At 65.3% G+C, this 12,009-nt stretch carries 9 protein-coding genes; 3 read left to right on the top strand and 6 right to left on the bottom strand.

What is annotated here, in order from left to right; all coding sequences use genetic code 11:
• Positions 1–186: 186 nt before the first annotated feature.
• From ACLEJU_RS26800 to ACLEJU_RS26780, 5 genes are all read right to left on the bottom strand, one after another.
• Entirely contained in the window at positions 187–1,722 is a 1,536-nt protein-coding gene (locus ACLEJU_RS26800; protein WP_435424681.1) for a DHA2 family efflux MFS transporter permease subunit, read from the bottom strand.
• Complete coding sequence (locus tag ACLEJU_RS26795) at positions 1,719–2,912, bottom strand: HlyD family secretion protein (protein ID WP_435424680.1); 1,194 nt, start codon at positions 2,910–2,912, stop codon at positions 1,719–1,721. Before ACLEJU_RS26795 ends, ACLEJU_RS26800 begins: the two co-directional genes overlap by 4 nt.
• A 30-nt stretch (positions 2,913–2,942) precedes the next feature.
• Entirely contained in the window at positions 2,943–3,416 is a 474-nt protein-coding gene (locus ACLEJU_RS26790; RefSeq protein WP_294334607.1) for a MarR family winged helix-turn-helix transcriptional regulator, read from the bottom strand.
• Between the two features lie 111 nt (positions 3,417–3,527).
• Positions 3,528–4,157 (bottom strand): response regulator transcription factor, encoded by a 630-nt coding sequence (locus ACLEJU_RS26785; protein WP_435424679.1) that lies wholly within the window; start codon positions 4,155–4,157, stop codon positions 3,528–3,530.
• 12 nt (positions 4,158–4,169) lie between these two features.
• Complete coding sequence (locus ACLEJU_RS26780; protein WP_435424678.1) at positions 4,170–5,576, bottom strand: sensor histidine kinase; 1,407 nt, start codon at positions 5,574–5,576, stop codon at positions 4,170–4,172.
• Between the two features lie 195 nt (positions 5,577–5,771).
• Between ACLEJU_RS26780 and ACLEJU_RS26775 the strand changes: the two genes are divergently transcribed.
• The 3 genes from ACLEJU_RS26775 (at position 5,772) to ACLEJU_RS26765 (ending at position 10,350) form a co-directional block, all read left to right on the top strand.
• Positions 5,772–7,394: an acyl-CoA synthetase gene (locus tag ACLEJU_RS26775; RefSeq protein ID WP_435424677.1), complete on the top strand. Its 1,623-nt coding sequence runs from the start codon at positions 5,772–5,774 to the stop codon at positions 7,392–7,394.
• Positions 7,395–7,412: 18 nt separating this feature from the next.
• Positions 7,413–9,182, top strand: a complete 1,770-nt coding sequence (locus ACLEJU_RS26770; RefSeq protein ID WP_435424676.1) for an acyl-CoA dehydrogenase C-terminal domain-containing protein — start codon at positions 7,413–7,415, stop codon at positions 9,180–9,182.
• Positions 9,183–9,342: 160 nt separating this feature from the next.
• Positions 9,343–10,350 carry a FecR family protein gene (locus ACLEJU_RS26765; protein WP_435424675.1) on the top strand — a complete coding sequence of 336 codons (1,008 nt, stop codon included), beginning with the start codon at positions 9,343–9,345 and terminating at the stop codon, positions 10,348–10,350.
• Between the two features lie 4 nt (positions 10,351–10,354).
• On the opposite strand, the gene ACLEJU_RS26760 is transcribed toward ACLEJU_RS26765, so the two are convergent.
• The gene (locus ACLEJU_RS26760; RefSeq protein WP_435424674.1) at positions 10,355–11,674 is read right to left on the bottom strand and encodes a Na+/H+ antiporter family protein; all 1,320 of its coding nucleotides are present in this window, start codon (positions 11,672–11,674) and stop codon (positions 10,355–10,357) included.
• Between the last annotated feature and the right edge of the window lie 335 nt (positions 11,675–12,009).

Raw genomic sequence — 12,009 nt, 5'->3', positions numbered from 1 at the left:
GCCCGCGCGGCCTACGACTTGCTACGCAAGTCTACATCTCGCGCCTTCGGCTACGCCGAAGGGGTGCTGCGCACCCTGGCCCTCCAGACGCCTGCGTTCGGCCTCCTGAAGTCGCACTCTGCGTCGCCTGGACTATCGCGCGCTTAAAAGCAGAGCAAGAGCAGGAGCAAGAGCAGCGTTATTGACTCAATGCCCCGCCGAAGCCGGCCCTGCCTTCGCCGTAAACGGCGGCTTGGCCAACCACACCAGCAGGATCAACCCAGCAAACACCCAGGTCATCAAGGTGAAGTAGTCCACCGTCGACATCATGTAAGCCTGCGCGTTGACGATTTGCTCCAGCTGCGCGTAATGCTGCGCACTCGCCCCGCCCATCTGCTCCAGCGTATGCCGCGTCGCCGGGTCGAACTGGCTGATGTGCTCGCTCAGGTAGGCATGATGCTGATCCGCCCGACGAATCCAGATCCACGTCGTCAACGAAGCCGCAAAGCTCCCCCCCAACGTCCGCAGGAAGGTCGCCAGTCCCGAACCATCGGCGATCTGATGCGGCGGCAGGTCCGACAGCAGGATGCTCAAGGTCGGCATGAAGAACAGCGCCACGCCAATCCCCATGAACAACTGCACCAGGGCAATGTGCTGGAAATCCACCTCGCTGGTGAACCCCGCGCGCATGAAGCAGCTGGTGCCAATCGCCAGAAACGCCAGCCCCGCCAGCACCCGCAGGTCGAAGCGGTGCGCGTACTTGCCCACGAACGGCGACATGATCACCGGCAGCAAGCCGATCGGCGCCACCGCCAGCCCCGCCCAGGTGGCGGTGTAGCCCATCTGCGTCTGCAGCCACTGCGGCAGAATCAGGTTGATGCCGAAGAACCCCGCATAACCGCCGACCAGCACGATAGTGCCGACGCGGAAGTTGCGGTGCACGAACAACCGCAGGTTGACCACCGGGTGGCGGTCGGTCAGTTCCCAGATGATGAAGATCGCCAGGAACACCACCGAAATCAGGCTGCCGACGATGATGAACGACGACTCGAACCAGTCCAGGTCATTGCCCTTGTCCAGCACCACCTGCAACGCGCCCACGCCGACAATCAGCGTCAGCAAGCCGATGTAGTCCATCGGCTGGCGGCTGGTGACCACTGGCCGCGTGCGCATCTGCTGGCGCACCACGGCAGCGGCGAACAAGCCGATCGGCACATTGATGAAGAAGATCCACGGCCAGCTGTAGCTGTCGGTGATCCAGCCACCCAGTATCGGCCCGGCAATCGGCGCCACCACCGTAACCATCGCCAGCAAGGCCAGGGCCATGCCCCGTTTTGCGGGTGGATACACGGCAATCAGCAAGGTCTGGGTCATCGGGTACAACGGCCCGGCCACCACACCCTGCAATACACGAAAGCCCACCAGTTCCGGCATCGACTGCGCGATGCCACAGAGGAACGACGCCAGCACGAAGAGCAGCGTGGCCCAGATGAACAGCTTCACCTCGCCAAAGCGCCGGCTCAGCCAGCCAGTCAGCGGCAAGGCAATGGCGTTGCTCACCGCGAACGAGGTGATCACCCAGGTGCCCTGCTCGTAGCTCACCCCCAGGTTGCCGGAAATGGTCGGCAGCGCCACGTTGGCGATGGTGGTGTCGAGCACCTGCATGAAGGTCGCCAGCGACAGGCCGATGGTGGTCAGCAGCAGGCTCGGCGGCGTGAACTGGGCCGGGGCGTTGTTGCTCATCGCTGCGCCGTCTTGCCGGTGGCGCTGTTCTCGTGGATCAGCCGGGCGATCAGGTTATCGGCCTCGACCAGCTGGCGGTCGTACACCTGGGTGGTGTAGCTGGCCTGCTGCGGCGGCTGCTGGGCCAGGGTCGGGCCGCTCTGGTCGTGCAGGTCGACCTCGACCACGGTGGACAGGCCGATGCGCAGCGGGTGGTCCTTGAGCTGGTCGGGGCTGAGGTGAATGCGTACCGGCACGCGCTGGACGATCTTGATCCAGTTGCCGGTGGCGTTCTGCGCCGGCAGCAGGGCGAAAGCGCTGCCGGTGCCGGCGCCGAGGCTGTCGACCGTGCCGCTGTACTTGACTTCGCTGCCGTACAGGTCGGCGCTGATTTCCACCGGCTGGCCGATGCGCATGTCGCGCAGCTGGGTTTCCTTGAAGTTGGCGTCGATCCACACCTCGTTCAGCGGGATCACCGCCATGGTCGCGGTACCCGGCTGCAGGCGCTGGCCGAGTTGCACGGTACGCTTGGCGACATAGCCGGTCACCGGCGCCACCAGGGTGGTGCGGGCGTTGTCGAGGTAGGCCTGGCGCAGGTCGGCAGCGGCCGCCATGACCTCGGGGTGCGAGGAGACCACGGTGTCGTCGACCAGCGCAGTGCTGGTGTTGAGTTGCTGGCGGGCGGCGTTGACGGCGGCCTGGGCCACGGTCAGGTCGTCACGGGCGTGGGAGATCTCTTCCGCAGCGATCGCGCCGCTGTCAGCCAGCACCTTGCGCCGGTTGTAGTTCTGCTGGGCCTTCTGCAGTTCGGCCAGGCGGGTTTCCAGCTGGGCCTTGAGCGAGTCGACGTTGCTGTACAGCCCGCGCACCTGGCGCACCGTACGGGCCAGCTTGGCTTCGGCGGACTGCAGGGCCACTTCGCTGTCGGACGGGTCGAACTGCAACAGCACCTGGCCGGCGTGCACCAGGTCGCCGTCATCGGCGCCTATGCTGGTGACGGTGCCGGTCACCAGCGGGGTGATCTCCACCACGTTGCCATTGACGTAGGCGTCGTCGGTGCTTTCGTGCCAGCGCCCGACCAGGCTGTACCAGGCCCAGGTGCCGGCGCCGGCAAGCAGCACCAGCAACAGCAGGCCGAGCAGCCAGGCCTTGCGCTTGCCCGACGCTGGCGCGTCGGCGGAGGGAGTTGCGGTGTCTGTGGGAGTGGCCATGACAATACCTTGGAATATGCGTAACAGGGATCAACGATCGCCGAAGCGGCGGATCGTCAGAGGGTCGCCGGCACCCAGAAGAACCTTGGCCAGCAAACCTTCAAGGGTCTTCAGCTCGTCTGGCTGCAACACGCCGACCAGTTCGTTCATCGCCGCCGCGCCAATCTCCGGCAGGCGGTCGGCCAAGCGCTGGCCATCGGCGGTCAATGCCAGGCGCACCTGGCGGCGGTCATCGGCGCAGCGGTTGCGCAGGATCAGGCCCTTCTGCTCGAGGCGGTCGAGCATGCGAGTCATCGAACCGCTGTCCAGGCCCAGGTAGCGGCACAGCTCGGCCGGGGTATCCACCTGGTACTGGGTGACGATGATCAGCACCTTGAACTGTGCGGCGGTGACGCCCTCTGATTCGAGGTGCCAGTCGAGAATGCGGTCCTTGAGGATCGCCGCACGGCCCAGCAGCATGCCGATGGCGCAGGTCTGGAAGTTTTCCGGGGTGAAATGGGACATCGGGTCTGCTCGGGCAATTGTATGAAAATATTACTGCCTAGGCAGTGAATGTCAAAGCCTTGATTAGGGTGCTATGCAAAAATTCATGAAACGGCCGTTGCCAGCGACGTTTCAGAGGGCGCGCAAGCCCAGCGCCTGCACGGCCCCGCAGGCAATCGCCATGCCCACCAGTTCGGCCAGGCTGCCTGCCCGCAGACGCTTCATCACCCGCCCCCGGTAGAGGTCCACGGTCTTGACGCTGATGCCGAGGCGCTCTGCAATCTCGCGGTTGTTCAAGCCCTGGGCCAGCGGCACGAACACGTCGCGCTCACGGGGTGTCAGGGCATCCACGCGGGCCTGCACCGCGGCCAGCACCAGGTCGTCCTGGCGCGCCTGCCCTGCCCGCTCCAGTGCCGCCTGCACGCTGTCGAGCAGAAGCTGGTCGCTGTAGGGTTTTTCGATGAAGTCGCTCGCCCCAGCCTTGAACGCCCGCACCACGATCGGCACGTCGGCATGGCCGCTGACGAAGATCACCGGCAGTTGCAGGCCGCGCTCACGCAGCGCTTGCTGCACCGCCATGCCGCCCAGCCCGGGCATGCGCACATCGAGCAGTACGCAGGCCGGCCCATCGTCCACACAGGCATCGAGAAACGCCTGGCCGCTGGCGAACGGCACGCCCTGCAGGCCCACCGATTCCAGCAACCACACCGTCGAATCGCGCATGCCCTGGTCGTCGTCGACCACATAAACCTTCGCTTGCACCCTGCTCTCTCCTTATCCCCGGTTCACTGCCAGCCGGCAGCACAACACCAGCCCGCCCGCCTCACCCGCACGCGCCCAGAGACTGCCGCCGAAACCTTCGATCAGACTGCGGCTCATGCTCAGACCCAAACCCAGGCCATCGGCCTTGCTGGTACTGAACGGCGTGAAAATCTCATCCAGGCGCTCGGCAGCCACGCCAGGCCCCTGGTCGGCGACCTCGATGAGCACCCCATCGCCGTCGCGCGCGGCGCCGAGCAGGATACGTGACGGCTGCGCGCCATGCTGCTCGCGGTTGGCCTCGATGGCATTGCGCAGCAGGTTGAGCAGCACTTGTTCGAGCAGTACCCGGTCGGCGAACACTGCGGGCAATTGCCCGCTGAGGCGCAATTCGACCGCGACCTGGTCACGTGCCGCCTCCCAGGCGCAGAGGCGCATGGCTTCGGCCGCGACTTCGGCCACTTCCACCGCCTGCAGGCGCCGCGGCCCCTTGCGCAGGAACGCACGCAGGCGGCGAATCACCTCGGCGGCGTGGGTCGCCTGCTCGGTGATGCGTTGCAGGCCCTGGCCGACCCGCTCACGCGCCTGCGGGTCGCGCTCCAGGCCTTGCAGGTAGCGTTGGCTGGCATTGGCATAGTTGACCACCGCCGCCAGCGGCTGATTCATCTCGTGGGCGATACCCGACGCCAGTTCGCCCAAGGTGGCGAGCCGGGCGCTGTGGGCCAGGTTCTCCTGGGCCTCGATGCGCAGGGTGATGTCACGCGACACGCTGACCACTTCCACCACGGCGCCGGTGTAAGTCTCGCGGATCGCCCGGCTGGCGATCTCGAACCAGCGATAGGCGCCGCCCGCATGCCTCACACGACAGGTCATGGTGTGGTAACCATCCTGGTCCAGGGCGGCGGCGGCCTGGCGTAGCACCTGACGCCGCTCACGCGGGTGCAGCAGGGCGCGCACCGGCATGCCGCGCAGTTGCTCCGGCCACAGGCCGAGCAGGCGATAGGCAGCCGGCGAGGCGTCGAGAAAACGGCCATCCGGGCTGTGCCGGGAAATGAGGTCGGTGGTGTTCTCGATGATCAGCCGATACAGGCGCCGGGCGCGGCTGGCCTCACGTGCGCCCTGGCGCTCTTCGCTGGCATCGCGGCAGCGCGCCAGTACCCACTGGCCCTGATCATCGGGGATGAAGGTCCACAGCAAAATGCGTTCACCGACCTGTTTTTCCACATCGGCAATTGCCCGGTGCTGGCGCAGACAGGCACGCACCAGCGCCGCAGCATTGCTTGGCAGCCAGTCGGTCAGCGTGGCATCAGCGCCGATCAATCCCTGCAGGGCCGGGTTGCTTGCCAGTGCGCCAGCATCGGCGGCCAGCAGCACGCTGGGTTGTGGGTCCTTGGCGAGCAAGGGGGAAAGGGTCTGGTCCACTGTCAGCGCTCGTTTTTATAGTAGTTCTACTATATTGCTATAGTCGATATTCCATCTACGATAGCGGTTCGCGTAAAACTGCGACAGGGGCAAGCGGCCATCGGCGCGCTGCTCCACACCCTGATCAGAGCTAACAATCAGCCACCGGGGGGCCACACGCACAGGCTGCGTCTGCCTCCCCTACAGGATTACCGTATGTCGATCTTCGCCCAGGGCCTGATGCCCGCTGCCGTCAACCACGTCGCCCTCACCCCGCTGAGCTTCATCGAACGCACCGCCGCCGTATACGGTGATTATCCGGCCGTGATCCACGGCGCCATTCGTCGCAACTGGCGCGAGACCTACCAGCGCTGCCGGCGCCTGGCCAGCGCCCTGGCCGGGCGTGGTATCGGCCGCGGCGACACGGTGGCGGTGATGCTGCCGAACATTCCGGCCATGCTCGAAGCGCACTTCGGGGTGCCGATGATCGGCGCCGTGCTCAACACCCTCAACGTGCGCCTGGACGCCGAAGCGATCGCCTTCATGCTGCAGCACGGCGAGGCCAAGGTGCTGATCACCGACCGTGAGTTCCACGGCGTGATCGCCGCCGCCCTGGCCTTGCTCGAACACCCGCCGCTGGTGATCGACGTGGATGACCCCGAATATGGCGAAGGCCGTGCGGTCAGCAACCTCGACTATGAAGCCCTGCTGGCCGAAGGCGACCCGGACTTTGCCTGGGAATGGCCCGAGGACGAATGGCAGGCGATTTCGCTGAACTACACCTCGGGCACCACCGGCAACCCCAAGGGCGTGGTCTATCACCACCGTGGCGCCTACCTGAACGCCATCGGCAACCAGATGACCTGGGCCATGGGCCACCGCCCGGTATACCTGTGGACCTTGCCGATGTTCCACTGCAACGGCTGGTGCTACCCCTGGACCATCACCGCGCTGGCCGGCACCCACGTGTTCCTGCGCCGGGTCGACCCGCAGAAGATCCTCACCCTGATCCGCGAGCACCGGGTCAGCCACCTGTGCGGCGCGCCCATCGTGCTCAACGCCTTGGTCAACATGCCCGAGGCCGCCAAGGCCGCCATCCAACACCCGGTGCAGGCCATGGTCGCCGGCGCCGCACCGCCGGCCAAGGTCATCGGCGCGGTCGAGCAGATGGGCATCCGGGTCACCCACACCTATGGCCTGACCGAGGTCTACGGACCGGTCACCGTCTGCGCCTGGCACGACGAATGGGACGAACTGCCGTTGGAGGAACGGGCGCGGATCAAGTCGCGCCAGGGTGTGCGCTACCCCACCCTCGACGGCCTGATGGTCGCCGACCCGCAGACCCTGCAGCCGGTGCCGCAAGACGGCAACACCCTGGGCGAGATCTTCATGCGCGGCAACACGGTGATGAAGGGCTACCTGAAAAACCCCGAAGCCACCGCTGAGGCGTTCCGCGGCGGCTGGTTCCACACCGGTGACCTGGCCGTGTGGCACATCGATGGCTATGTCGAGATCAAGGACCGGCTCAAGGACATCATCATTTCCGGCGGCGAGAACATCTCGACCATCGAAGTCGAGGACACCCTCTACAAGCACCACGCCGTGCTCGAAGCCGCAGTGGTCGCCCGCGCCGACGACAAGTGGGGCGAAACACCCTGCGCCTTCGTCGCCCTCAAGCCCGGCCACGAGCAGACCCGCGAGAGCGACATCATCAGCTGGTGCCGCGAACACCTGGCCGGGTTCAAGGTGCCCAAGACCGTGGTCTTCGGCGAGCTGCCCAAGACGTCCACCGGCAAGATCCAGAAATACCTCCTGCGCGACCGCGCCAAGGCCCTGTGAACCGTTATCGAGCCTGACATGACCAACTACTCTGCTCCATTGCGCGACATGCGCTTCATTCTCCATGACGTGTTCCAGGGCCCTGCCCTGTGGGCGCGCCTGCCCGCCCTGGCCGAGCGCGTCGACGCTGAAACCGCCGACGCCATCCTTGAAGAAGCCGCCAAGGTCACCGGCCAGCTGATCGCCCCGCTCAGCCGCAACGGCGATGAACAAGGCGTGCACTTCGACGCCGGCGACGTCACCACCCCGGACGGCTTTCGTGACGCCTGGCAGACCTACCGCGAAGGCGGTTGGGTGGGCCTGGGCGGCAACCCCGAGTATGGCGGCATGGGCATGCCGAAGATGCTCGGCGTGCTGTTCGAAGAAATGCTCTACGCCGCCGACTGCAGCTTCAGCCTGTATTCGGCGCTGAGCGCCGGCAGTTGCCTGGCCATTGATGCCCATGCCAGCGAAACACTCAAGGCCACCTACCTGCCGCCACTGTACGAAGGCCGCTGGGCCGGCACCATGTGCCTGACCGAGCCCCATGCCGGCACCGACCTGGGGCTGATCCGCAGCCGCGCCGAACCCCAGGCTGACGGCAGCTATCGCATCAGCGGCAGCAAGATTTTCATCACCGGTGGCGAGCAGGACCTGACCGAGAACATCGTCCACCTGGTGCTGGCCAAGCTGCCGGATGCCCCTGCCGGGGCCAAGGGCATCTCGCTGTTCCTGGTGCCCAAGTATCGGGTCGAGGCCGACGGCAGCCTCGGGCCGCGCAACGCCGCGCACTGTGGTTCGATCGAACACAAGATGGGCATCAAGGCCTCGGCCACCTGCGTGATGAACTTCGATGGCGCCAGCGGTTACCTGGTCGGCGAGCCGAACAAGGGCCTGGCAGCGATGTTCACCATGATGAACTACGAGCGCCTGTCCATTGGCATCCAGGGCATCGGCTGCGCCGAGGCGTCGTACCAGAGCGCGGCACGCTACGCCAACGAGCGCCTGCAAAGCCGAGCCGCCAGTGGCCCGCAAATGCCAGAGCGGGTGGCCGATCCGATCATCGAGCACGGCGATGTGCGGCGCATGCTGCTGACCATGCGCGCCCTCACTGAAGGCGGCCGCGCCTTCGCCGCCTATGTCGGCCAGCAGCTGGACCTGGCGCGCTACGCCGAGGACGGTGGCGAGCGCGAGCATGCCCAGCGCCTGGTCGCGCTGCTGACCCCGGTAGCCAAGGCGTTCTTCACCGACAACGGTCTGGAAAGCTGCGTGCTTGGCCAGCAGGTGTACGGTGGCCATGGCTACATCCGTGAGTGGGGCCAGGAACAGCGCGTGCGCGACGTGCGCATCGCGCAGATCTACGAAGGTACCAACGGCATCCAGGCCCTCGACCTGCTCGGGCGCAAGGTGCTGGCCGATGGCGGTCAGGCCCTGGCCTGTTTCGCGGCTGAAGTACGGGCCTTCAGCGCCGGGGCACCGCTGCACCGCGAAGCCTTGCAAACCAGCCTGGCACGCCTGGAAGCCACCAGCGAATGGCTGCGGGCACGGGCACGCGAGGACGCCAACCTGGTCAATGCCGTGGCCGTGGAATACCTGCACCTGTTCGGCCTGACCGCCTACGCCTACATGTGGGCGCGCATGGCGGCGGTGGCCCAGGCCAGGCACGCCGAAGACCCGGCCTTCCATAGCGCCAAGCTGGCCTGCGCGGCGTTCTTCTTCCAGCGCCTGCTGCCACGCAGCCTGGCCCTGGATGCCAGCATCCGCGCCGGTAGCGCCAGCCTGTACGCGATGGCAGCCGAGCAATTCTGAGGCGGCAAGGGAGCGCTTCGTGCTTGCCGCGAAGCGTTCTCAAACGCTGGAAATCCCTTGCGCAACCGACGAAAAACACACATAACTGATAGTCATTCGCCATTACCTCGGTTCTCGGGAGCCCCTTGCAGGGGTAGAATGCGCAAAACCCGGAGCTTTGATGAACCAAGACCGCCTCAATCCCAGCCCAGACGAAGCCATCACCGATGCCGCCGCGCACTGGTGCATGCGCCTGCACGCCGACGATTGCACGCAGGTCGAACGTGAAGCGTTCGCTCGCTGGCTGGCGGCCGACCCGCGTCACGCCGAGGAATACCAGGCGATGCTGGAAATCTGGCAAACCGCCGACCTGTTGCCCCGCACCGCCACGGTCATCGACTTCAACCCGCCTGTAAGGCATGCGCCCCGGGCACGCAACTGGCGGCCACTGGCGTCGGCAGCGGCAGTGGTCCTGCTGGCATTACCGTTGGCCGGCTGGGTGGGTTGGGAGCAAGGCTGGCTGCCCAACCACTACCAGCATTTCGAAGCGGGCAACGCGATGCAGACCGTGCAGTTGAGTGACGGCAGTACGGTCGAGCTCAACCTGCACACCGAGCTGACTTACCTCAACTACAAGGACCAGCGTCAGGTCACGCTCAAGCGTGGTGAGGCCTTCTTCAAGGTGCAGCACGACAGCAGCCACCCGTTCATCGTCCGCGCCGGCCACGGCCAGACGCGGGTTACCGGCACCCAGTTCAATGTCTGGAAGTACCAGGATCAGGTCAAGGTCACGCTGGTGCAGGGTTCGGTGCTGGTCAGCAGCGATGGCGGCGCTGGTGGCTACCGCCTGGGCCCTGGCATGCAGGCCAGCTACCACACCGGCGACTTCGAGCCGCAGCTGGCCGAGAACGACGATTACGACAACAGCCTGGCCTGGCGCAACGGCAAGCTGGTGCTGGACAACCTGAGCCTGGAACAGGCCCTGCCGGTGATCAACCGCTACCTCGACGCCCCGCTGCTGCTGGCCGACCCCGGCACCGGGCGCATCCGCATCAGCGGCATCTACAACACCCGCGAGGTCGAGCGACTGGTGGACAACCTGCCGAAGGTACTGCCCATCTACCTGACCCGCAGCAAGGACGGCAGCACCGTCCTCAACAGCATTTCGCCACCGCCCGACAAGGGCTGACGCCTTACAGGGCCATTGCCGCCAGCCAACCGAATGCCAGCAACGGCAGGTTGTAGTGAAGGAAGGTGGGGACCACGGTGTCCCAGATGTGATGGTGCTGGCCATCCACGTTCAGCCCTGATGTCGGGCCGAGGGTCGAGTCCGACGCCGGTGAGCCAGCGTCGCCCAGGGCACCTGCGGTACCGACAATGCACACGGTGGCCAGCGGGTCGAAGCCCAGTTGCACGCACAGCGGCACGAAGATCGCCGCCAGGATCGGCACCGTCGAGAACGACGAACCGATGCCCATGGTCACCAGCAACCCCACCAGCAGCATCAGCAAGGCGCCAATGCCCTTGCTGTGGTCGATCCACTGCGCCGAGGTCTCGACCAGGCTCTTTACTTCGCCAGTGGCCTTCATCACATCGGCAAAGCCCGACGCTGCGATCATGATGAAGCCGATCATGGCCATCATCTTCATGCCTTCGGTGAACAGGTCGTCGGTGTCCTTCCAGCGCACGATACCCGACAGCGAGAAGATCAGGAAGCCGACCATGGCGCCGATGATCATCGAGTCAAGCCACAGCTGGACGATGAATGCCGCGGCGATTGCCAGCCCCGCCACCAGCAGGGTCAGCGGGTTGTACTGCACACTGACCTGCTCGACCTGCTCGATGCGCGCCAGGTCGTAGTCACGCTTCTTGCGGTAGCTGATGAACACCGCCAGCAGCAGGCCGACGAACATGCCAGCCGCCGGAATGGCCATGGCATGGGTGACGTTGACCCCGCTGACATCGACCCCGGCGCGGGCAACGTTGGCCAGCAGGATCTCGTTGAGGAAGATGTTGCCAAAGCCAACCGGCAGGAACATGTAAGGCGTGATCAGGCCGAAGGTGATTACGCAGGCGATCAGCCGACGGTCGATGCGCAGGCGCGTCAGCACGTACAGCAGAGGCGGCACCAGCAGCGGGATGAAGGCGATGTGGATAGGCAGGATGTTCTGCGACGACACCGCCACCACCAGCATCAGGCCTATCAGCAGCCATTTGACCTTGCCGCCGTTGGCATGGCCCTGGCGGTCGATCATGTTCAGCGCGCGGTCGGCCAGGGCATGGGCCAGGCCCGACTTGGCGATGGCCACGGCGAAAGCGCCGAGCAAGGCATAGGACAGTGCAACCGTGGCACCGCCACCGAGGCCGCCGTTGAAGGCCTTGAGCGTGCCTTCGATCCCCAGCCCGCCGACCAGGCCACCAACCAGCGCGCCGATGATCAGGGCGATGACCACATGCACGCGGGACAGGCTGAGTATCAGCATGATGCCGACTGCGGCGATCACTGCATTCATGGTTTGGGGTTCCTCATGGTGGCAGACAAAAAGCGCGCACTCTGACGGAGTGGGAAGTGGATGTCAAAAGCGCCATATTACGGCGAGTTTCGCTGGTAATTTAAATTGAATGTTTGAATAAAGAAAAAAGGGCCTGAGCCGATATAGGAGGAGGCTCAGAGGTGCTTGCCTTTAGGTCTTCAGTGCCTGTGAGATCGAGCGCCGTCCGCGCGGCGCATCGCGAGCTGCGCTCGCTTCTACGTTTGTTTCGGGCCAATTTTTCCTATGGGATTTGCGCGCGTACGCCTTGGCGCATGGCGCGGTATTGCGTTGTACCAACAAGGCGGTCGCGCGCG

The organism is Pseudomonas sp. SMN11, from assembly GCF_052041945.1.
Lineage (GTDB): Bacteria > Pseudomonadota > Gammaproteobacteria > Pseudomonadales > Pseudomonadaceae > Aquipseudomonas.
Note: the sequence above shows the minus strand (reverse complement) of the source record. Positions and strands in the feature narration are given on the sequence as shown.

What these genes read in the sequence shown, in the direction of transcription:
- ACLEJU_RS26800 (WP_435424681.1), bottom strand. Translation starts at nt 1,722, where the DNA reads ATGAGCAACAACGCCCCGGCCCAGTTCACGCCGCCGAGCCTGCTGCTG.
- ACLEJU_RS26795 (WP_435424680.1), bottom strand. Translation starts at nt 2,912, where the DNA reads ATGGCCACTCCCACAGACACCGCAACTCCCTCCGCCGACGCGCCAGCG.
- ACLEJU_RS26790 (WP_294334607.1), bottom strand. Translation starts at nt 3,416, where the DNA reads ATGTCCCATTTCACCCCGGAAAACTTCCAGACCTGCGCCATCGGCATG.
- ACLEJU_RS26775 (WP_435424677.1), top strand. Translation starts at nt 5,772, where the DNA reads ATGTCGATCTTCGCCCAGGGCCTGATGCCCGCTGCCGTCAACCACGTC.
- ACLEJU_RS26770 (WP_435424676.1), top strand. Translation starts at nt 7,413, where the DNA reads ATGACCAACTACTCTGCTCCATTGCGCGACATGCGCTTCATTCTCCAT.
- ACLEJU_RS26765 (WP_435424675.1), top strand. Translation starts at nt 9,343, where the DNA reads ATGAACCAAGACCGCCTCAATCCCAGCCCAGACGAAGCCATCACCGAT.
- ACLEJU_RS26760 (WP_435424674.1), bottom strand. Translation starts at nt 11,674, where the DNA reads ATGAATGCAGTGATCGCCGCAGTCGGCATCATGCTGATACTCAGCCTG.